Source organism: Brevibacterium atlanticum (assembly GCF_011617245.1).
GTDB classification, from domain to species: domain Bacteria; phylum Actinomycetota; class Actinomycetes; order Actinomycetales; family Brevibacteriaceae; genus Brevibacterium; species Brevibacterium atlanticum.
This window is the reverse complement of record NZ_CP050152.1, coordinates 3293825-3313737: the sequence shown is the minus strand read 5'-3', so window position 1 is coordinate 3313737 and position 19913 is coordinate 3293825. Positions and strand designations below refer to the sequence as shown.

Sequence of the window (19913 nt, the reverse complement as noted above, 5' to 3'; positions counted from 1 at the left end):
GCCGGGGATCGCCCAGGAAATCCTGCGGACCATACTTGTGAAGCTCGTGCAGTCGGCGGGTCGAGGGTTCCTTAGACCTGTGAGTGCTCGCTCGGTGCCGAAGCGCGGCGCTCTTCGGCGACCTTGGCCCGATGTGCCTCACGCAGCGCACGGTGTTCGGGGTTGCGGCGCACACGCAGGTAGAACAGACCGAGGACCGCGAACCACACCGGAGTCGCGAGCTCGGCGGCCATGGTGTCCGGTTGGGTGGTCAGCGCCCACAGCACGAACACGAAGAAGGCGAGGACGACGAAGGGCATGAACGCTCCGCCGGGCATCTTGAATGTGCTGCGCTGGTGGTCCTGGGGACGGCGGCGACGGTAGATGATGTAGCTGAGCAGGATGATCGTCCAGACGAACATGAAGCACAGCGAGGACACGGTGGTCACGAGTGTGAAGGCTGTCGAGACGCTGCCCTCGGCGTAGAGGAGGACGACGCCGGCGAGGAGGAACATGCAGGAGAACAGCAGCGCGTTCTGCGGCACCCGGCGGCTCGAGAGCCGGGAGAAGGCCTTCGGAGCGTCGCCCTGGAGCGAGAGTCCGTAGACCATTCGGGAGGTCGAGTAGATACCGGAGTTCGCGCTCGAGGTCGCCGAGGTGAGGACGACGAAGTTGACCACACCGGCCGCCCCGGCGAGACCGGCGAGGGCGAACATCGCGACGAAGGGGGACTCGTCTGCGCTGAAGCTGTCCCAGGGGCGCACCGAGATGAGGATGATGAGTGCGCCGACGTAGAAGAGCAGGATGCGAACCGGGATGGAGTTCACGGCCTTGGGCAGGGTGGTGTGCGGGTTCTTCGTCTCGGCTGCGGCGGTGCCGACGAGCTCGATGCCGACGAAGGCGAAGATGGCGATCTGGAAGCCGGCGACGAAGCCCATGAAGCCGTTGGGGAAGAAGCCGCCGTGGTCCCACAGGTGGGCGAAGGAGGCGCGGTCTCCGCCGTGTTCGAACCCGGTGAGGATGAAGACGAGGCCGACGATGATGAGGGCGAGGATCGCGACGATCTTGACCATGGCGAACCAGAATTCCGTCTCACCGAAGGACTTCACGGTGGGCAGGTTGAGGCCGACGAGGACGAGGATGCAGATGATCGCGGGGATCCACAGGGGCAGCTGCGGCCACCAGAAGGCGACGTAGTGGGCGATCGCGACGACGTCGGCGACACCGGTGACGACCCAGCAGAACCAGTAGGTCCAGCCGGTGAAGAAGGCGGCCCACGGTCCGAGCAGATCACCGGCGAAGTCGCTGAAGTTCTTGTATTCCAGGTTCGACAGGAGCAGTTCGCCCATCGCTCGCATGACGAAGAAGAGCATGAAGCCGATGACGAGGTAGACGAGGAGGACCGAGGGGCCCGCGACCGAGATCGTCTTTCCCGAACCCATGAACAGGCCGGTTCCGATCGCACCTCCGATCGCGATGAGCTGGATATGGCGATTCGACAGTGCGCGTTTGAGCTCGGTGGGGTTCTGGGAAGTCACAGTGGTGTTCTGCTCCTTGACGGTGGTCGGCTGACACGGGAGGGCCGAAACGATGGGGCGATCGTCGGAGACGAGATCGGCCTCACATCGAACAGGTCCGTCGGTCAGCATACACATGACTGTGACGCGGGACTCACAGGGGGTTCTCACGGCGTCGGCGAGTAGAGCTCATCGGTTGAGTCAAGTGTCGAGATCGGCGAGCAGGCCGACGGCTGCGCGCGTGTAGTCATCGATCCAGCGGTCGTGGATGCGTTTGATCGGCAGGGGAGCGAGAGCCAGCTGGCGGGTCCTGCCGATCTTGCGGCCGGTGAGGAGCTCGGCGCCTTCGAGGACGCGGATGTGTTGGAGGACCGTGGTGCGATCGAGGCCTGGGAACGCTTCGCAGACCTCGCCAGTCGAGAGCGGGCCCGTGCGGACGAGGTCGAGGATGCGACGGCGCGTGTGATTCGCCAAGGCTTTGAATACGGCATCGTCGCGCTCATCCGAATTCGGTATGAGCGGACCTGTTCCTTCCCGATCAGACATGTGGTAAAAATATCACATGAATGATGAGGCGAACGCCGAGGGTAAACCCCTCGAGGAGTTGTCCTTCACAGTGACTGGGTACGTGTCGAAGACGCCGCATGAGACCTATGAGGCCGTCGCCGATCCGGCGCAGCTCTCGCGCTACTTCGCCACCGGCGGTGCGCGCGGTCGACTGGAAGCAGGCGCCGAGGTGAGCTGGGACTTCGCGGACTTCCCAGGTCGTTTCCCGGTCGAAGTCGTTGAGACTGTGCAGGATGAGAAGATCGTCATCCGATGGGAGGGATCTGATCAGTCGGTCGAGCCGAGCACGACGACGACCTTCGAGTTCACGTCTGTCGATGACGGCACTCGCACTCTCGTGACGATCACCGAGAAGTCGTGGAAGCTCACCGAGGGCGGGGCGCAGGGAGCCTTCGGCAACTGCATGGGCTGGACCGGAATGCTCTCAGCACTCAAGGTCTGGATCGAGCACGGCATCAACCTCCGCGAGGGCTACTACAAGTAGACGCCGCCGGCAGCAGTCAGTGAGTCGCCTTCTTCTGCCCCGGTTCCAGCCCGTGAGAGTTCTTGATGAAGAACGCTCCGATGATGCCGAGGACGCCGACGCTGGCGGCGACGAAGAACGCGACGTTTGCACCATGGATCAGTCCGGCCACTCCATAGGTCTGCGGATCCCGTGCAGCTGAGACCATGACCGTCACCAGCGCCGCGGTGCCCACCGAGGCGGCGATCTGTCGCATCGTGTTGTTCAGTGCTGTGCCGTGGGGGATGAGGTGCGAGGGCAGCTGGTTCAGCGCCGCCGTGGTCACCGGCATCATCACCATGGCCACACCGAACATGCGGACGGTGTTGACCGCGGCGAGGTAGAAGAATGAGGTGTCCGGCTCCAGACGGGCGAACATGAAGGTCGTTCCCGTCAGCAGCGTGAAGCCGACGACGGCCAGCCACTTCGCACCGATCGCATCGAAGACTCGTCCGGTCACCGGCGACATCAGGCCCATGACCGCAGCACCAGGCAGCAGAGCCAGCCCGGATTCCATCGCGGAGAAGGTGTTCATGTTCTGCATATACAGCGGCAGGACCATCATGCCGCCGACCATGACGATGAACACGCACATGCCCAGCACGGTGTTGAGAGTGAACATCCGGTAGCGGAGGATGCGGAACTCGAGGATCGGCTGCTCGAGTTTGAATTGGCGCAGGATGAAGAACGTCAGCGATACTGCACCGACGACGAGAGGGATGAGCACCTCGGCGCTCACCCATCCGGCGTCGCCGGCGGTGCCGAAGCCGAAGAGCAGACCGCCGAAGCCGAGGGTGGAGAGAACGATCGAGAGCATGTCGAGGGGCGGATAGGTCCGCTCGGTGACGTTCTTGAGCAGGAAGTAGGCGATGGCGAGGTCGATGATCGCGATCGGCAGCATCATGTAGAACAGGACCTGCCACGGCAGGTGGTCGACGATCCAGCCCGAGAGGCTCGGCCCGATCGCCGGGGCGAACGCGATGACGAGGCCGAAGGTGCCCATCGCCGATCCGCGCTTCTCGACGGGGAAGATCGCGAACAGGATCGTCTGCATCAGCGGCATGATGATGCCGCCGGCCGAGGCCTGGATGACGCGGCCGATGAGCATCACGGGATAGACCGGTGCGATCGCACAGACAAGCGTGCCGATGATGAACAGGCCCATCGCCGTGAAGAACAGGCCCCGGGTGGTGAATTTCTGGATGAGGAACGCGGTCACCGGGATCATGATGCCGTTGACGAGCATGAAGCTCGTCGTCACCCACTGGGCGGCCCCAGAGGTGATGTCGAAATAGCTCATGAAGTGCGGCAGCGCGGTATTGAGCAGCGTCTGGTTGAGGATGATGACGAACGCCCCGGAAACGAGCACAGCGAGGACGAGATTCCGGTTGATCGGGGCGCCCTCTGTCGATTCCTGCTGGCTTGTGTCTCCGTTCGTCAATGCCATCCCTTCACCCGTGCGTCTGCTGAGGATCGTTGCTCAGCGGCGATCCGCCCCGCGGGCAGCGCGCTGCCGCAGCACACCGTTGCGCCGAGAACTTCGATTCCCTAGTTATATAACTTCATCATGCAGTTTAACGCACGCACCCCAGCCAGGTCGCTCCGGGAGGCTGTGATTTCATCAACCTGACCATGTGCAGACACCGGTCGTACAGACGGCGGTTGCACATACTGGTGTCGATCAGTCGACCGGTGAGACGCGGGTGAGGTTGCCGTCGGGGTCGGCGACGACGAAGGTGCGCCCGAAGACGGCGTCGTGCGGTTCGTCGATGACGGTAACGCCCTTCGCTGTCCACTCGTCGTAGACGGCATCGACCGCCTCGGCGGATCCGGGCACCATCAGCCCGACCTCGGACGTCCGCGCCGTTGCCGCGGCCACGGACTCCGCACCTCCGCTCCAGAGGGCGAACAGGACACCCTGTGCCACTGTGAATGGGACATATCGCGGTGTGACCATGTCGGGTTCCATGTCGAACAGATCGCGATAGAACGCGGTCGATGCTTCGACATCGGTGACGTAGATGAGGAAGAGATTCGGCGTGGGCATGATGTTCTCCTTTGTTGGATTCGTGGTCCTTCTTGTGGTGCTCTCCTAGACTGACAGCAATAAGTGACAGTTCATGTCACCTTTGGATGAGCGATCGGAAAGAAGTGCCGATGAGTGCCGAACCCGCGATGGGCAGACCGCAACGGCTGCTCTCGATCATCGTCACGCTGCAGGGGCATCGCCAGACGACAGCGGTCGAGCTGGCAGAACGCTTCGGTGTCTCGAGGCGGACGATTCTGCGCGACATCGTCGCCCTCGCCGAGGCGGACGTGCCCGTCGTCGCCGACCGCGGTCGGTACGGTGGGATCTCCCTCATGCCCGGTGCCGAGATCGACGTCAACCGCCTGACGAACAGTGAAGCGGACGTCCTCGCTCTGCTGGGTGTCGATGGGGAGAGGGCGCGGCAGCTCGGACTCGAGGACAGCGCCTACAGCGCCCGGGACAAGCTCTCCTCGCGACGGACCTGGCCGCCTCGGCGAGGGGAGGAGCCGTCTCTGCCGCTGTCCGAGGTCATCGTGGTCGACGGTTCGGACTGGTTTGCCCCGGACGAAACCGTCGACTTCTCGGACTTCCTCATCGATCTGCGGCGCGGCAGTCGTCTGCGCATCGACTATCGGTCGAGTGGGCAGACTCGATCAAAGTCATTCGTGGTCGATCCCTATGGTCTCTATTCCCGCGCCGGTCGCTGGTATCTCATCGCCGACGTCGATGACGAGCCGCGGATGTTCGCGATGGTGCGACTGCGTGGGTGGCATGTGCTCGCTGAGCCGCGGAGGCTGCGCCCGGACGTGACGCTGTCGTCGGTGGCTGAGGACCTGGCGCACCGGCTCGAGCGGCGGAATGACGTGGTCGTCACAGCACGACTCGACGCTCAGTCGGAAGACCTGGCGCGACGGATCCTCGGCAGTCGCCTGCTCACTGTCTCACCAGCCGAGGGAACCGACTCCGTCGTCATCACGGTCGGCTACGAAGAGCTCGGCGGAGTCCGGCAGCTCGTGCAGTTCACCGATCACATCGAGATCATCGCGCCGACAGAGGCGCGGGCGCTGGTGCGTGAGCTCGCGCAGAACCTGCTTGATCGGCACTAGGACGGAAGTCAAGACCGATTGCGGAATCCTCAGACCAGCCGGGTTTCCGGGGAGCGGGTCTTCGACGGGTCTGTCTCGGGCAGATCGCCGAGGACGTCATCGATGCGGGCGAGTACCTCGCTGTCGAGTCTGACCCCGGCGGCTTCGGCGTTCGAAGCGATCTGCTCGGGCCGTGAGGCACCGACGAGGGCGGTGGCGACGTTGTCGTTGGCGAGCACCCAGGCGACGGCGAGCTGCGCCATCGTCAGTCCGAGATCGGCAGCGATGGGCTCGAGACCGGTGATCGCGGTGAGCATATCGTCGTAGAGGTAGCGGTTCTTGATGGAGTCGGCACCGCCCTTCTCATCGGTCGCCCGTGATCCTGCCGGCACCGGTTGGCCGAGCTTGTACTTTCCGGTCAGTGCGCCCTGGGCGATCGGGGACCAGACGATCTGGGAGATCCCCAGTTCCTTCGACGTGGGCACGACCCGGGACTCGATGACTCGCCAGAGCATGTTGTACTGCGGCTGATTCGAGATCAGCTGGATGCCGAGGTCCTTCGCCAGGTGATGGGCGCCACGGAGCTGGTCGGCGTTCCATTCGCTGACCCCGATATAGAGAGCCTTGCCGGCGCGGACGATGTCCGCGAACGCCTGCATCGTCTCTTCGAGCGGAGTCTCGTAGTCGTACCGGTGCGCCTGGTAGAGGTCGACATAGTCGGTGCCCAGTCGCTTGAGCGAGCCGTTGATCGACTCCATCATGTGCTTGCGTGACAGACCGGTGTCGTTGTGACCCTTCGGTCCGGTGGGGAAGTAGACCTTGGTGAAGATCTCGAGCGACTCACGCCGCTGACCTTTCAACGCATCGCCGAGGACCTGTTCGGCCACAGTGTTTGCGTAGACATCGGCGGTGTCGAAGGTCGAGATGCCGGCGTCGAGTGCGGCGTGGACGCACTTCGTCGCCGTGTCGTTCTCCACCTGCGAACCGTGCGTGAGCCAGTTTCCGTAGGTGATTTCGGAGATCTTCATGCCGCTGTTTCCCAGATACCTGTGCTCCATGTCCCCAGCCTACGACCGCAGGTCAAGGGTCGTCTGAGAATCTCCGCACCCGTCGACGCGACCCTGCCGGATCAGGACGTGACCAGACTGTTTAGAAGCGCTTCGCGAGCTCCGGGGCTCCTGAATTCAGAATTAGTTCTGAATTACCATGTGAATATGACTGGTTCTGATTCGACACTGACATTTCAGTCTTCCGCGCTGAGTCGATCGTCTTCGGAAGTCTTTGAGGCTGCGTCTGACCGGCCTGTGCGAGTGACGAGACGCAACGGGGAACCGCTGGTGCTCATGACCGAAGCTGAGAATTCAGATCGCGATGCGTTGCTTGAGCTCGCGGCGCAGCTCATTGACTCTTCGAGCCAGATTGAAAGATCGCTGGCGGAAAATATGGCAGATCGTTTCCCGTGGATGCTTGCACTCAGTGCTGAAGACCGGGACCGATGTGCCGTCGATATCGTCTCCGCGGCAAGGGCCTCTTTCTCCACTCATCAGGCTCATCTGGCCATTGCGGAGATCAACTCATGGCGTGAGACGGCGGCGGCGGTGGCTGCGGGCCTGGGGACTCGCAGTCTCGACTGGCTGGCCGAAGAAGAAGCTGTCGAACGCCCCTGACCGATGGCTCGCCGGGAATAACTATCCACTGCGGGGCGAACTCGAATTCGTTGTGAGGGGTGGCGAGCGATTCACCCGGTGGCAACACAAGCCCACTCTCAAAGGGAGTGCGAGGATTTGGTTCTTCGTGGTGGGGAAGACGGTATTTCTTGAAGATGTACATACGCATCATCCCAATGAGACGAAGTAGATGTGATTTGTTGTCCGCTGACCAATGCTACGGAGCGGCCACCTCGGCGATGTGATCGCGCAGGGCCTGAGAGAAGGCCTCCGTATTTCCGCCGCGCAGGTGGTCGGTCAGTGCCACATGCTCGGTGATGATCTCTTCCCATCGGGCCAGCAGCCGGTCACCGGCGGTGAAGAGGATGAAGCGGTGCCGGTCGGACAGCTGCCCGTAGAGTTCGATGAGCACCGAATTGCCGCTGGATTCGACGAAGCCGCGATGGAACTCCAGCGTCAGGTCGATGAAGGTCGCGATATCTCCGGCGTCGAAGGCCTGGCGCTGCTTCTCGATGAGACCGTCGAGCCGGTCGGCCAACTGCCGACGCAGGGCCTCCGGAGCACGGTCGACGCCGGTGGTCTCGAGGACGAAGCGGGCATCGGCGAGTTCGACGATCGTCCGCTCGTCCACGCCTTGGACCAAGGCGCCGCGCTTGGGATAGATGGCGATCCACCCCTCGTCCTGCAGCCGCGCCAGCGCCACGCGGACCGGTGTCCGGCTGACCTCGAGTTCGGCCGCCAGCGCCGCCTCGCCGAGCATGGTCCCCGGCACATGTGTCCCGTTGAGGATCTGCCGGCGGATCTGCTGGTAGGCGTGCTCGGCCGCGCTGGTGCCGCCTTCGCGTGTGCTCATGTCCTCATTCTCCCTGGCGCGGTCGCCGAGGTTCCATTCGACGGTCGCACGGTGTCATGAGGGGACGTGCTCAGTTCGATGGTGATGATGGCTCCTCGACGGCCGCCTCGGCGAGGGTGGATCTCCGGCGGCCGGGCCAGGTCATGAGCGGGACGGCGCGGATCGCGAAGGCGAGGGTGATGAGCAGGACGAACGTGGCCATGAGGTTGATCCAGAGGAATCCGCCGGCCTCGAGCACGGTGCCGGCCATGGCCGCCATGAGCGCCCCGCCGAGGTTCATCGCCGAATCCGACGCCCCCTGCAGCGGCACCTTCGCATGGGCCGGTACCGAGGCGGTCAGCAGTGCCGATCCGCCGATGAGGAACATCGACCAGCCCACCCCGAGCAGGGACAGCGCAGCGCTCAGCAGCACCAGCGACGAGGTCGGGGCGAGGGCGTCGATGACGCCGAGGGTGATCGTGGCGGCGAAGATGATCGCGCCGCCGGCGATGACGATCCCTGCACCCCACCGGTCGGCCATCCACCCGAAGACGGGGGAGAGGGCGTACATGCCGGCGATGTGGATGCTCACGACGATGCCGATCGCGCCGAGGCTGAACTCCTGATGGTCCATGTGCACCGGGGTCATGACCATGACGTTGGTCATCATCATCTGCCCGGTGATGATCGTGATCATCGCGAACAGCGGCACCGGCCGCGCGAGCGCGAACCGCAGCGCCTGGCCGAGTCTCATCTGGGCCGGTGGTGATGCCGTTCCGGTCGGGGCGGGGGAGGGGCGGTGATCGGTCGCCGAGGTGGCCGCCTCGTTGACGTCGGACGTGACCGTCGGCTCGGCGTCGAGGTCCGAATCCTTGGGCGGCTGCTCCGTGCCGGCGGTGATCGACCGCGACAGGGTCGAGGCGAACAGCGTGGCCAGGGCGAACGCGGCCATCGAGATGAGGTAGGGCCCGGCCAGGCCGTTCATGCCCAGTGCCTTGCCGAGGTGGGCACCGGGGTCGGTGAAGTTCGGTCCGAGAACGGAGCCGACCGTCGTCGCCCACACGACGAGTGACATGGCGCGACCAGCGGCAGCGGGATCGGCAAGATCGACGGCGGCGTAGCGAGCCTGCAGCCCCGAGGCGGTCGACGAACCGCACATCATCATCCCGAGTATGAACACCGGCAGGAGCTGGAAGGCGACGCCGATGAGCACGACCACCGCGCCGAGTGTGCCGACTCCGAAGCCCAAGGTCAGCGCGGTGCGTCGACCGGAGCGTCCGGCGAGCATAGCGAGTGGGTAGGCGATGAGGCCGGCGCCGAGGATGACGCTCATCTGCGCGAGACCGGCCATCGAGGTCTTGCCGGTGATCTCCTCGGCGAGCAGTCCGCCGACGGCATAGCCAGAGGCTGTGCCGGCTCCGGCCAGCAGCTGGGCGGTGATCAGCTTCCCCTGCTCGCGAACGCGACTCGTCATCGATGCCTCGTCTTCCTGTGCCGTGGTGCTCAAGTACCTGCTCAACCTATCTTGGATCCATCTTGGATACAAGATGGTGATGCGTGGAATTGAGTGTCTGTTGCGGTGATGAGGAATTCAGTTGGCCGCCGGGCTTCGCGCGGTGGCTCAGGCGCGGTTCCCTCGCGACGGTTCAGAGCCGTGAGGTGCGCAGACCGATGACCGACTGAGTCGCGCCGACGAGCGCGAGGCCGAGCAGCGGAATGGTCGCGGACCCCGCGGTCTCCAGGCCGAGGCCGAAGGCGAAGGGTCCGAGTGCGGCGAGTGCCACACCGACAGCCGAGGTCACGGCCGAGACGGACGCGGTGTGGGCCGGCGACCGGCCGTATCGGATGATCTGGTCGTAAGAGGCCCCGAGGCACAGGCCTTGGGCGACGCCGAGGAGGACCGTGACGATGAGGGCGGTCTGAGAACCAGCGATGAGCAGGACCGCGAGCCCGATGACAGCGAGCAGAGGAGCCGCCGGGGCCAGGACTCGGGAGGTGCCTCTGCTGAGGAGGGTCGGGGCGATGAGGCCGAAGGGGATCGCAATGACGCTGATGAGGGAGACGAATCCACCGGCGGTCTGCGCGGACATTCCGTCTGCGATGAACACCGTCGGAAGCCATGCCGAGGTGGTGTAGAACATCAGCGAGGTGACTCCGAGGAAGAGCGCGAGGAGCCACACATCACCATCGCCGAGGACGGACTTCGCCCCGTGCCCGCCCCGCGGATCATCGTCGGAGTCGATCGACCCATCGGCGGTGGCTTCGGAGACGTCCGACGGGGAGGTGCGCGAGTAGAGCCACCACAGCACAAGTGCACCGGCAGAGACCACGATCCAGGTGAGCAGCGTGCCGCGCCAGTCGAGTCCGGTCAGCCGCCCGATCGGGATCGTCAGCGCCAGGGCGAGTGCCGGGCCGAGGCTCAGCGACATCGAATAGACGCCGGTGAGGCGAGATCGGACGGCGGGACGTTCGGCGGAGATGATCGAGGGGGCGAGCACCGTGACGATGGCGATCGAGAAGCCGAGGAGCCCGGTGCCGATGAGCAGAGGAGCATCGCCGGGCACCGAGCGGATGATCATTCCGACCACGATCGCGATCAGGGAGAGTCCGACGGTTCGGCTGCGTCCAACACGATTCGCCAGCATCGGGGCCACCGGCGCGGCCGCCAGAGTCAGAGCCAGCGGCACGCTGGTCAGCAGAGAAAGGAAGGTCTCCCCGTGCCCGGTCTCGTCCATCATGCTCGGCACCAGCGGGGACAGCGAGATCGTCGGGATCCGCAGACTCAGACCCACGACCATGATCGCCGCCATGGCGAGGGCGAGGGCCGCGAACGGGCGTGGAGGGCGACCCCGCGGCGATGAGTAATCGGGTGCGTCTGACATCCCTGACAACATTAGACGCGACGTCGCCTGAATCGACGGCCGGCCTCAGACTGAGACGGCGGCTCGTGGAAGGAGGACCGCAGGTTAACGATTGCCTGCCTGGGGTGCGGTGCGCTGTGATGGACTGGTGGAAATCATCGGCCTCATCCTCATCGGCTGCCTCGTCGGCCTGACGACCGTGCTCTTCGGCTTCGGCGGCGGATTCGTCACCGTCCCGATCATCACCCTCGTCGATGCGGATCTCGGATCAGACACGGCACGGGTGGCGGCGGCCACCTCGGCGCTGGTCATGCTCGTCAACGCCATCGTCGCCACAGTCTCGACGAAACGCGAGACTCTCGCCCACCTCAAGGGGCGATGGTGGCTGCTCGGACTGCTCGCCCTCGGCGGTGGGCTCGGGGCGTTCGCCGGGGGATCCGCTCCGGATGCGCTGCTGCAATGGGGATTCGTCCTCTACATCGCCGTCACCGCAGTCGACCTGCTGCTGCGCCCGGGCTTCTTCCGCCCCACCGCCCGCATCAGGGAGGAGACCAGCGAAGGAGGTCGCGGGATCTCGGCGATCTGGGGTGTGCCGATCGGCGGGCTGGCATCGTTCCTCGGCGTTGGTGGCTCGGTGATGACGGTGCCGATGATGCGCCGGTCGGGGGCGACGATGACCGTGGCCACGACCCTGGCCAACCCGCTGACCTTGGTGATCATGAGCCCGGCTGTGCTCGTGACGATCCTCGACCCGGCGGCGATCGACGCCCCGGGCATCGTCGGAGCCCTCGATGTCCATGCGGCACTGGCGCTGCTCATCGGCGGACTGCCGATCATCGTCTTCCTGCGCAGGCGGGTGCCGAAGATCCCTGAGATCCTCCACGCCTGGGGGTATTTCGTGCTGCTCATCGCCGCCGGAGTCGTCGTCGCGGTGGCGTGAGGGGTGGCAGTTCAGTGTCGAGACAACGGTTAAGCGCCGAGACCACTGTGTGTGCACCGTTGTCTCGGCGCTCGACAGTGGTTTCGAGGAAGGGGCTCAGCTCTCCCAGCGGCGTTTGCGCAGAATCGGCGGCAGGCCGAAGTAGATCGGCGGGCGTGCGGAAGCTGCGGGCACTGAGCCGGCAGTATATGCGAAGGCACCAGCCGCGTCATGGCCGGCAGCGGACGTCGAGTCGCTGGCACTGCTGGTGTCCGCGGCAGCGTCTGCACCCAGCGCCCACGCGCTCTCCCAGCTGATGAGCTCGCCGGCATGGCAGACTGGGTCGCCTCCGCTCGTGGGAGGCTCGGCCCACATCCACAGGTTGATCCCGTATTCCATGAGAACGAGCTTGCTGCCTGTCTCCCGCGTCGAGTTCTCCTTGACCAGGTCTGCCCTCACCCTCGCCGAGGCGGCCTCGAGCTCCGTCCACCCGTCCTGCCGGTGTGGCAGAAAGACCCACGTCCCTGCGGGGACGTCGGCGGCGACGAGGTCGTCGGGCGTGGTGATTGTGATGCGGGAGTCGTGAGGTGGGCTCGGTCCGCCGGGGGCCATGCCGGCAGGCGCGGCGGGTCCGCCCGCATTCGATGGTGGGCCGACCGCCGCGAACAGCTCCCCGAAGCACGCGCGGGCCACCTCGGGGGAGGGCGCGACGATGAGCAGGTGGGCCGCCTCGGTGCGCACCTCATCAGGCGAAAGATGAGTGAACGGATTCGCTCGCATCGACCCGAGCACCTGCGGCCAGTGCCCTGGTATCGTCCCGTCGGTCAGGAATCTGTTGGTGCGCGGGCGCTCCCCATCGTGTCGCATCGACAATCCTCCTCGCCGAGGCTGCTCACCGTCTCCCTCCATCATGCACCTTCACAATGGGTCAGGCATGCGCGCCGACGGCCGTCGAGCAGATCCGTAACGAATGGGACACGTTGCCGCCCGAACCCACCCAGAGAGCCGCCGGGCGATCTAGACTGTCCGCAGTGGATCGAGCTGCAGCGGCAACGCCGGCCCGGTCCACGACCACGTTTGAACCACCTCACTCAGCATCGAGCGCACACGTCCGAAAGACCCCACCCATGCCCACTTCCCCGAACAGCGCCCGCAGCTGGACCGGCAGGCTCCAGCCGACTCGCACCACTGACGGCCGGCAGATCATGCCCTTGACCTCTTCCTCACGTCGCGCACTTGGCGCGCTCGCCGCAGTCCTCACTCTCGGCCTCCTCACCGGGTGCGCCGAGGCTGCCGAGCCGACCATCGACACCGCAGCGGCCAGCACCGCCGACCCCAAGCCGAGTCAAGAGGCGCCCGAACCGAGCGACGGGGCCTCCGCGCCGGCGAAGAGCGACGACGGCGACGATGTGGAAGACGAAGGCCAGGCGGGAAGCTCGGCCGCGGGGACCGCCTCGGCGATGTTGGATGAACTCGACGTCAAAGGACGGGCACCGAAGACCGGTTACGACGGTGACCTCTTCAAGTGGCGCTCGGACACCGACCACAACGGCTGCGACACCCGCAATGATGTGCTCCGCCGCGACCTGAAGGACATCACACTCAAGGCCGGCACGCAGGGTTGCATCGTCCTGGCCGGCACGATCGCTGATCCGTATAAGGGCGAGACCTACGACTTCGACCGCAACGCCAACACCGTCGACATCGACCACGTGGTCGCCCGGTCGAACGCCTGGCAGACCGGTGCGGCGAAGTTCGACGAGGAGACGCTCAAGGAATTCGGCAATGATCCCCTCAACCTGCTCGCGGTGAGCTCGAGTCTCAACCGGCAGAAGGGCGACGGCGATGCGGCGACCTGGCTGCCGCCGAACAAGTCCTACCGCTGTGAGTACGTCGCCCGACAGATCGCGGTCAAGCACAAATACGACCTCTGGGTGGTCAAGCCGGAAAAGGCCGCGATGAAACGCGTGCTCGGCGACTGCGAGGACGAGCCCGCCTTCACCGAGGATGTCGACTGGCCGGGACCGGGTGAGGGTGACAACGTGACGACGAAGAGCGATCCGGGGCCGAAGAAATCGTCGGGAACGGACTCGTCGACGTCCGGATCGACAGGCTCGGGTGCCGGGTCAGGATCGGGCTCGTCGAACGACGGCTCGAAGAGGTCGTCGTCCGGATCGGGAGCGGGCTCCGGCTCGACACCGTTCGAGAACTGCACCGCCGCCCGTGAAGCCGGGGCCGCGCCCGTCCACCGCGGTGACCCCGGATACGGGCCTCATCTCGACCGCGACGGTGACGGGATCGCCTGCGAATAGCCGCCTCGGTGCTTGCGAATAGCCACCTCGGCGGGGTGGGTGTGCCGGGTCACAAAATCGGTGGGTAATCTGAGTACAGACCGATGTTCGACCACGGTGCATCTGCCGCGAACACCGACCCTGGTCACCGACGATGAGGAGCCCCACCATGTCCGGATTGGACACCGCCCTGACCCCGTTGCGCTTCCTCGAGCGCTCCCTCGAAGCCCACCCCGATCGCGAGGCGATCGTCGACGGGCCCCGTCGCTTCACCTACCGGGACATGGCCGACACCGTTCAGAACCTTGCCGAAGGGCTGGTCCGCCGCGGCCTGAAAGAGGGCGACACGGTGGCCGTCCTCGCGCCCAACAGCGCCGAGGCGCTCATCGCCCACTACGCGGTCCCGCTGGCCGGCGGGGTGCTCGTCATGCTCAACACCCGCCTGGCCCCACCGGAGGTCGAATACATCCTCGGCCACTGCGAGGCGAAGTTCCTCTTCGGCGACGCCGGCCTGCTGCAGCCCATCGTCGACGCCGACGCCGCGACATCCGTGGAGGCCATCGTCCTCCACCCCGAAGCCGACGGCACGCGCGGTGAACTCGGTACCACGGGCACCGAGGTGGAGCACTATGAGGACTGGGTCGCCTCGGCGCCGGAGACCCCACGGACGTGGGAGGTCGCCGACGAGACCGCGACGATCACGGTCAACTACACCTCGGGGACCACGGGCCGACCCAAGGGTGTGATGTACACGCACCGCGGGGCGTATCTGAACTCTCTCGGCGAGGTCGTCACGCAGGGCTTCGAACCGCTGACCCGCTACCTGTGGACCCTGCCGATGTTCCACTGCAACGGCTGGTGCACGACCTGGGCGCTGACCGCGGTATCCGGCACGCACGTCTGCCTGCGGGCCGTGCGCGGAACCGACGCATGGGCGCTCATCGACACCGAATCGATCACCCGCATGGCCGGCGCCCCGGTCGTGCTCAACACCATCGCCGGCGCCAAGGAAGCCCACGACATGGGCGGCGAACTGTCGATCACGACGGCCGGCGCCCCGCCGTCGCCGACGACGATCGCCCTGCTCGAACAGCTCGGCATCCAGATCATCCACGTCTACGGACTCACCGAGACCTACGGCCCCTACTCCTCATGCGAACCGCAGCCCGAATGGTCGGAGCTGCCGGTCGAGGAGCGTGCAGCCCTGAAGTCACGCCAAGGGATCGGCATGATCAGCGCCGAACGCGTCCGCGTCGTCGAACTGCGTGACGACGCCGAACTCAATGACGTGCCCGCCGACGGGGAGACGATGGGAGAGATCGTCATGCGCGGCAACAACGTCATGAAGGGCTATCTCAATTCGCCCGAGGATACCGAGGTGGCCTTCCGCGGCGGATGGTTCCACTCCGGTGACCTCGCGGTCATGCACCCCGACGGCTACGTGCAGATCCTCGACCGGGCGAAGGACATCGTCATCTCCGGCGGCGAGAACATCTCGACCATCGAGGTCGAGCAGGCGATCGTCGCCCACGAATCAGTCGCCGAGGCGGCCGTCGTCGGCATGCCCGACGAGAAGTGGGGTCAGCGACCGTTGGCCTACGTGGTGCTCAAGGACGGCGCCGAGGTGACTGCCGACGAGCTCATCGCCTTCGTCAAGACCCGCATCGCCGGGTACAAGGCCCCGGGCGGAGTCGAATTCGTCGACGCACTGCCGACGACCTCGACGGGCAAGATCCGCAAGAACGCCCTGCGGGAGATGGCGGCCGGCTGAGGGGATCTGGGGCGGCTGACAGTGCGTCAAGGGAACCGGCGGGGAACCGCCGGTTCCCGTCCCGTCAGCCGTCCTGCTTCGGCAGCGGCACATTCTGCAGACGGAGCTGACCGCGCGAGAGCTGTTTGCCCGTCGCCGAATCGGCGATGATGACCTCCCACAGCTGCTGCGTCCGACCCTGATAAAGAGCCGTGGCCTCAACAGCGACCCTGGCGCCCTGGCTGGGACGGAGGAAGTCCGTGGCGTTGTGGACGCCGACGGCGAACTCACCACGATCGGCGACCGCTGCGCTCGCCCCGATGCTGCCCGCGCTCTCGACGAGGGTGGTGTACACGCCGCCGTGGACGACGCCCCACGGGGTGTGGTGCTTCTCATCGAGGTCGGCATATCCTCGCACCGAGGTGGCCGTGACCTCCTCGACGACCAGTCCGGCGGCCGCGACGAATCGGCTCGCGCTCTCCAGCGAGACGTCAGGTGTGGGAGTTGAATCGGTGGTCATCGGTGTTCCTCCTGCAGTGCTGAATGAGCTGACTGGATGGTGATCGGACTGTCTATCTGGGCAACGGTCCGGCCACGATCTCCCGGATTCCCTCGACCGCCGAGGTGACTGCGAAGTCGGGGAACCGAGTCGTGAACTTCTCGGTGTCGAAGATGTTGTCCCCGCGGTACCGGGGGAGCAGCTCACCCACCTCGGCGAGGGCGGGAACGAACCGCCCGCCGAGGCGGAAGACCGCATTCGGCAGCACCGTGTAGCTGATCCGCCGGTCGAGGACGGTCGCGGCGATGCCGATCATCTCGGAATAGCTCGGCCTCGATCGGTCGATCGGCAGGTGCCAGGTCTGGTCGAAGGCATCGTCGGTGTTGCCGATGAGTGCCATCGCCTGCGAGGCATCGGGAGTCCAGATGAGTGAGCGACGCGTCGAGGCGCTGATCGGGACGAAGGGCCGTTTGCCGTCCCGGATCCGGTTGAAGACGAGCGAATTCGACAGGCTCTTCGTCGACCCGGGCCCATAGAACTCCGGGGCCCGGCAGATCACGGCGTTGACCCGGCCTGATTCCATCGCCTCGAGCAGCATCGTCGCGATCTGCGCACGGACGCGTCCCTTGCGGCCGTTGGGGACGAAGAGCGTCGACTCGGTCTGCGGCTCGGGCGTCCCCGGATACATGTAGGTGTTGTCGAAGAACACGAGCTTGACCCCGTGTTCGGCGCACGCGTCGATCGTGTTGGCCATCATCGTCGGGAACTTCGCCTCCCACAGGGCGGAGTCCATGGGCAATCCGACCGTGAGGAAGGCGATGTTGCTGCCGGCAACGGCTCGGCTCGTCGCCGCGGCGTCGGTGAGGTCGGCGGAGACGAGTTCGTCGTCGGGATGAACGGCCTTCGGATGCCGACTGACCAGACGGATGTCGCTTGTGAAGTTCCGTCGCAGCTCACGGGCGAGCTTATCGGCGATCGGTCCGCCGGATCCGAGAATCGTCTGCATGCGTCCTCCTGCCGTCCGTTGACACTCGCGCAGATCATTGACACCCGCGCAATGCATTGACACCCGCGCCGCCGTGGCCTAGCTTCGCAGGTGCAGACCCGACTCTACCAAGGCAGGAGAAGCCGATGGTCGATGTGCTCTTCGTCGTCACTGCCGCAACCGGCTGGACTCTCAAGGACGGGTCCGTCCACCCCACCGGCTACTGGGCCGAGGAGTTGGCCGAACCGCACCGCCTCTTCACCGAGGCCGGGTGGTCGATCACCGTTGCCACCCCCGGAGGGGTGCCGCCGACCCTCGACGAGCTCAGCCTCGGTGTGGCCGGCGGCCTGCCGAAGAAGCGAGCGGAGATCCGCCGCTACCTCGAATCGATCAGCGATGTGCTCGACCATCCCCGCACCCTCGCCGAGGTGGATGAGGCGGACTTCGATCTCGTGTTCTATCCCGGTGGTCACGGTCCGATGGAGGACCTCGCCCACGACGAGGTCTCCGGGAATCTGCTGCGCCGCAGGCTCGAGTCCGGGAAGCCGCTCGGGCTGCTCTGCCATGCCCCGGCCGCGATCCTGGCTGCGACGAACCCGGATGGCACGAGTGCCTTCGCCGGGCGGACGATGACCGGGCTGTCGAATGCCGAGGAGCGGCTCAACCCGTTCGCATGGAAGGCGAAATGGCTGCTCCAGGACGCAATGATCGAGGCCGGGGTCGACTACGACAAAGGCAAGATCCCGCTGCGCCCGCATGTCGTCGTCGACGGCGCGCTCTATTCGGGGCAGAACCCGCAGACCGCCGAGGCGCTGGCAACGAGGATCATCGCCGACCTCGAGGGCTGAGGCCCGCGAACTTGGGCCCCGCAACTGAGACCTCGGGGAGTGAACTCTCGGACAGTGCGCCGAGCCGATCACGCCCGATCCGTACGTCCGATCGTGACCGAAGCAGAGCCTAAGAGAACACGGAGATCCCGAAAGCCGCGAACACAACAAGATGCGCGGCCCCGTGCACGGCCGTGCCCCGCTTCGCCGCGAACGTCGCCACCGAGAGCAGCAGCATGAGACCGAGCAGCAGAAGATTCACCGGAGATTCGGCGAGCACGACGGGCTGATCGGTCAGCAGCCCGATGACGAGGACAGTCGGGATCGTCAGCCCCACCGTCGACACCTGCGCCCCATGGCAGAGGTTGCTCACCCGTTGAATCTCCCCGGCCCATGCCGCCCTGATCGAGGTGATCGACTCAGGCAGGAAGACGATCATCGCGATGACGATCCCCGACAGTGCCACCGGCGCGCCGAGGCGACCCAACCCGTCATCGAGCAACGTGGCCATGTCGTGGGAGAGGAGGACGATCGGCGTCACGGTGGCGATGAGCAGCGCCAGCCGAGTGACGATCTCGACCCGATGGGTCGACAGGATGTCCCGGATGCCCGGTGACGCATCAACGTCGGGAGCCGCCTCAACTTCGCGTGGCGCATCAACGCCGGGAGCCGCCTCGGTGATGGAACCCGTGTCCACGGCGGGAGCGGCCGCCTCGGCGATGGTGCGTGTCAATCGGGGATCGACCTCGACGAAATCGGCGGCTTGGGCACCCATCTGCTGGGTGAGGAAGAAGGTGTAGATGCCGATGGTCAACACGATGATCGGGATCTCCTGCCACGGCAGGTAGCTGCCGTCTGAGCCGATGACGGCGGGCAGCGCGAACGCGAGCGCGGCGAGGACGATGATCATCGACAGATACGTCGAGACACCGGTGCGGTTGTGCATGAGGTCCCCGTGTCGGAGCCCGCCGATGAGCAGGCACAGCCCGACTACGGCGCCGAGGATGATCATCGTCACCGCCATCACCGAATCGCGGGCGATCGTCGCATGGTCGCCGGGGCCGAGCAGGACCGCGGCGATGAGGACGACCTCGATGAGCACGATCGACAGAGTGAGGACGAGTGACCCATAGGGATCGCCGAGGCGGCCGGCCAGGTGCTCTGCCTCGTGGACGACGCCGAACGCGCAGACGAGGATGACCGCGACGATGACGATGAGTGCGGTGACCAGCAGAGGAGCCGGGACCGGCGGTTCGAGGAGGTGGCCTGCTGAGAGGAGTGCGACGTAGGCGCCCCAGCCGAGGAGGAGTCTGATGATCGCGGTGGGAGTGATGATGCTGCGCAGTGCGGCGGTCATGACGGTCTGATCCAGTTCTCTGAGGCCGTCCTCATCGCGGTGGGAAGCGAACGGGACGTCCCGCTCGTCACTGTGGTTTCAGGATATCGAACCTGGACAAGAAAGCAACGAAGCGGGCCGCCGCCGCACTACTGAGAACGATGTCCTCAACGCTCCTTGCTGCCATCTGCCCTATAGTGCAGGTGGGGTCTGCGGCGGACTCCACCTGCACAGCACATCAGTGCCTCGCGTCGAGAAAGTGGAGAT

The 19913-nt window shown here is 65.4% G+C and carries 19 protein-coding genes; 7 read left to right on the top strand and 12 right to left on the bottom strand.

Features of this window, described 5'->3' with window-relative positions; translation table 11 throughout:
• Positions 1 to 71: 71 nt before the first annotated feature.
• Both cycA and GUY23_RS14765 read right to left on the bottom strand, forming a co-directional pair.
• Positions 72 to 1628, bottom strand: a complete 1557-nt coding sequence (cycA, locus tag GUY23_RS14770; protein ID WP_166973524.1) for a D-serine/D-alanine/glycine transporter — start codon at positions 1626 to 1628, stop codon at positions 72 to 74.
• A gap of 69 nt (positions 1629 to 1697) precedes the next feature.
• A complete protein-coding gene (locus GUY23_RS14765) occupies positions 1698 to 2042 on the bottom strand; it encodes an ArsR/SmtB family transcription factor (protein WP_166973521.1) in 345 nt (114 codons plus the stop codon).
• A gap of 16 nt (positions 2043 to 2058) precedes the next feature.
• On the opposite strand from GUY23_RS14765, the gene GUY23_RS14760 reads away from it, so the two are divergent.
• Entirely contained in the window at positions 2059 to 2547 is a 489-nt protein-coding gene (locus GUY23_RS14760) for an SRPBCC domain-containing protein (protein WP_166973519.1), read from the top strand.
• Between the two features lie 16 nt (positions 2548 to 2563).
• On the opposite strand, the gene GUY23_RS14755 is transcribed toward GUY23_RS14760, so the two are convergent.
• Together GUY23_RS14755 and GUY23_RS14750 are read right to left on the bottom strand one after the other, a co-directional pair.
• A complete protein-coding gene (locus GUY23_RS14755; protein WP_166973517.1) occupies positions 2564 to 4012 on the bottom strand; it encodes an MDR family MFS transporter in 1449 nt (482 codons plus the stop codon).
• 234 nt (positions 4013 to 4246) lie between these two features.
• Complete coding sequence (locus GUY23_RS14750) at positions 4247 to 4612, bottom strand: VOC family protein (RefSeq protein ID WP_166973514.1); 366 nt, start codon at positions 4610 to 4612, stop codon at positions 4247 to 4249.
• Positions 4613 to 4722: 110 nt separating this feature from the next.
• Here GUY23_RS14750 and GUY23_RS14745 point away from each other — a divergent pair, with 110 nt between their 5' ends.
• Complete coding sequence (locus GUY23_RS14745; protein WP_228282402.1) at positions 4723 to 5700, top strand: helix-turn-helix transcriptional regulator; 978 nt, start codon at positions 4723 to 4725, stop codon at positions 5698 to 5700.
• A gap of 29 nt (positions 5701 to 5729) precedes the next feature.
• Here the strand turns inward: GUY23_RS14745 and GUY23_RS14740 are convergent, their stop codons facing one another.
• Complete coding sequence (locus GUY23_RS14740; protein ID WP_166973511.1) at positions 5730 to 6737, bottom strand: aldo/keto reductase family protein; 1008 nt, start codon at positions 6735 to 6737, stop codon at positions 5730 to 5732.
• Positions 6738 to 7022: 285 nt separating this feature from the next.
• Between GUY23_RS14740 and GUY23_RS14735 the strand changes: the two genes are divergently transcribed.
• Positions 7023 to 7346: a prevent-host-death protein gene (locus GUY23_RS14735; protein WP_323127125.1), complete on the top strand. Its 324-nt coding sequence runs from the start codon at positions 7023 to 7025 to the stop codon at positions 7344 to 7346.
• Between the two features lie 217 nt (positions 7347 to 7563).
• On the opposite strand, the gene GUY23_RS14730 is transcribed toward GUY23_RS14735, so the two are convergent.
• The 3 genes from GUY23_RS14730 to GUY23_RS14720 all read right to left on the bottom strand — a co-directional run bounded on the left by GUY23_RS14730 (position 7564) and on the right by GUY23_RS14720 (position 11060).
• The gene (locus GUY23_RS14730) at positions 7564 to 8199 is read right to left on the bottom strand and encodes a GntR family transcriptional regulator (protein ID WP_166973506.1); all 636 of its coding nucleotides are present in this window, start codon (positions 8197 to 8199) and stop codon (positions 7564 to 7566) included.
• A gap of 70 nt (positions 8200 to 8269) precedes the next feature.
• A complete protein-coding gene (locus GUY23_RS14725) occupies positions 8270 to 9652 on the bottom strand; it encodes an MFS transporter (RefSeq protein WP_166973503.1) in 1383 nt (460 codons plus the stop codon).
• Positions 9653 to 9824: 172 nt separating this feature from the next.
• The gene (locus GUY23_RS14720) at positions 9825 to 11060 is read right to left on the bottom strand and encodes an MFS transporter (protein WP_166973500.1); all 1236 of its coding nucleotides are present in this window, start codon (positions 11058 to 11060) and stop codon (positions 9825 to 9827) included.
• A gap of 127 nt (positions 11061 to 11187) precedes the next feature.
• On the opposite strand from GUY23_RS14720, the gene GUY23_RS14715 reads away from it, so the two are divergent.
• A complete protein-coding gene (locus GUY23_RS14715) occupies positions 11188 to 11979 on the top strand; it encodes a sulfite exporter TauE/SafE family protein (protein ID WP_208085371.1) in 792 nt (263 codons plus the stop codon).
• A gap of 96 nt (positions 11980 to 12075) precedes the next feature.
• Here the strand turns inward: GUY23_RS14715 and GUY23_RS14710 are convergent, their stop codons facing one another.
• Positions 12076 to 12825 (bottom strand): hypothetical protein, encoded by a 750-nt coding sequence (locus GUY23_RS14710; RefSeq protein WP_228282847.1) that lies wholly within the window; start codon positions 12823 to 12825, stop codon positions 12076 to 12078.
• A 260-nt stretch (positions 12826 to 13085) separates the two neighbouring features.
• Between GUY23_RS14710 and GUY23_RS14705 the strand changes: the two genes are divergently transcribed.
• Together GUY23_RS14705 and GUY23_RS14700 are read left to right on the top strand one after the other, a co-directional pair.
• Positions 13086 to 14270 (top strand): GmrSD restriction endonuclease domain-containing protein, encoded by a 1185-nt coding sequence (locus tag GUY23_RS14705; protein WP_208085369.1) that lies wholly within the window; start codon positions 13086 to 13088, stop codon positions 14268 to 14270.
• Between the two features lie 148 nt (positions 14271 to 14418).
• Positions 14419 to 16020, top strand: coding sequence for an AMP-binding protein (locus tag GUY23_RS14700; RefSeq protein WP_208085367.1), 1602 nt, complete (start codon positions 14419 to 14421; stop codon positions 16018 to 16020).
• Between the two features lie 64 nt (positions 16021 to 16084).
• Here the strand turns inward: GUY23_RS14700 and GUY23_RS14695 are convergent, their stop codons facing one another.
• Both GUY23_RS14695 and GUY23_RS14690 read right to left on the bottom strand, forming a co-directional pair.
• Positions 16085 to 16519 carry a PaaI family thioesterase gene (locus GUY23_RS14695; RefSeq protein ID WP_166973492.1) on the bottom strand — a complete coding sequence of 145 codons (435 nt, stop codon included), beginning with the start codon at positions 16517 to 16519 and terminating at the stop codon, positions 16085 to 16087.
• 52 nt (positions 16520 to 16571) lie between these two features.
• Positions 16572 to 17504, bottom strand: coding sequence for an NAD-dependent epimerase/dehydratase family protein (locus GUY23_RS14690; RefSeq protein WP_166973489.1), 933 nt, complete (start codon positions 17502 to 17504; stop codon positions 16572 to 16574).
• Positions 17505 to 17629: 125 nt separating this feature from the next.
• On the opposite strand from GUY23_RS14690, the gene GUY23_RS14685 reads away from it, so the two are divergent.
• Complete coding sequence (locus tag GUY23_RS14685; RefSeq protein ID WP_166973486.1) at positions 17630 to 18331, top strand: type 1 glutamine amidotransferase domain-containing protein; 702 nt, start codon at positions 17630 to 17632, stop codon at positions 18329 to 18331.
• Between the two features lie 109 nt (positions 18332 to 18440).
• Here GUY23_RS14685 and GUY23_RS14680 read toward each other — a convergent pair whose 3' ends face one another.
• Entirely contained in the window at positions 18441 to 19667 is a 1227-nt protein-coding gene (locus tag GUY23_RS14680; RefSeq protein ID WP_166973483.1) for a calcium:proton antiporter, read from the bottom strand.
• Positions 19668 to 19913 lie beyond the last annotated feature (246 nt).

Bases quoted from the DNA above. Each gene is read 5' to 3' on its own strand.
- cycA (WP_166973524.1), bottom strand. From the start codon at position 1,628: ATGCTGACCGACGGACCTGTTCGATGTGAGGCCGATCTCGTCTCCGAC.
- GUY23_RS14765 (WP_166973521.1), bottom strand. From the start codon at position 2,042: ATGTCTGATCGGGAAGGAACAGGTCCGCTCATACCGAATTCGGATGAG.
- GUY23_RS14760 (WP_166973519.1), top strand. From the start codon at position 2,059: ATGAATGATGAGGCGAACGCCGAGGGTAAACCCCTCGAGGAGTTGTCC.
- GUY23_RS14755 (WP_166973517.1), bottom strand. From the start codon at position 4,012: ATGGCATTGACGAACGGAGACACAAGCCAGCAGGAATCGACAGAGGGC.
- GUY23_RS14750 (WP_166973514.1), bottom strand. From the start codon at position 4,612: ATGCCCACGCCGAATCTCTTCCTCATCTACGTCACCGATGTCGAAGCA.
- GUY23_RS14745 (WP_228282402.1), top strand. From the start codon at position 4,723: ATGAGTGCCGAACCCGCGATGGGCAGACCGCAACGGCTGCTCTCGATC.
- GUY23_RS14740 (WP_166973511.1), bottom strand. From the start codon at position 6,737: ATGGAGCACAGGTATCTGGGAAACAGCGGCATGAAGATCTCCGAAATC.
- GUY23_RS14735 (WP_323127125.1), top strand. From the start codon at position 7,023: ATGACCGAAGCTGAGAATTCAGATCGCGATGCGTTGCTTGAGCTCGCG.
- GUY23_RS14730 (WP_166973506.1), bottom strand. From the start codon at position 8,199: ATGAGCACACGCGAAGGCGGCACCAGCGCGGCCGAGCACGCCTACCAG.
- GUY23_RS14725 (WP_166973503.1), bottom strand. From the start codon at position 9,652: ATGACGAGTCGCGTTCGCGAGCAGGGGAAGCTGATCACCGCCCAGCTG.
- GUY23_RS14720 (WP_166973500.1), bottom strand. From the start codon at position 11,060: ATGTCAGACGCACCCGATTACTCATCGCCGCGGGGTCGCCCTCCACGC.
- GUY23_RS14710 (WP_228282847.1), bottom strand. From the start codon at position 12,825: ATGCGACACGATGGGGAGCGCCCGCGCACCAACAGATTCCTGACCGAC.
- GUY23_RS14705 (WP_208085369.1), top strand. From the start codon at position 13,086: ATGCCCACTTCCCCGAACAGCGCCCGCAGCTGGACCGGCAGGCTCCAG.
- GUY23_RS14700 (WP_208085367.1), top strand. From the start codon at position 14,419: ATGTCCGGATTGGACACCGCCCTGACCCCGTTGCGCTTCCTCGAGCGC.
- GUY23_RS14695 (WP_166973492.1), bottom strand. From the start codon at position 16,519: ATGACCACCGATTCAACTCCCACACCTGACGTCTCGCTGGAGAGCGCG.
- GUY23_RS14690 (WP_166973489.1), bottom strand. From the start codon at position 17,504: ATGCAGACGATTCTCGGATCCGGCGGACCGATCGCCGATAAGCTCGCC.
- GUY23_RS14685 (WP_166973486.1), top strand. From the start codon at position 17,630: ATGGTCGATGTGCTCTTCGTCGTCACTGCCGCAACCGGCTGGACTCTC.
- GUY23_RS14680 (WP_166973483.1), bottom strand. From the start codon at position 19,667: ATGACCGCCGCACTGCGCAGCATCATCACTCCCACCGCGATCATCAGA.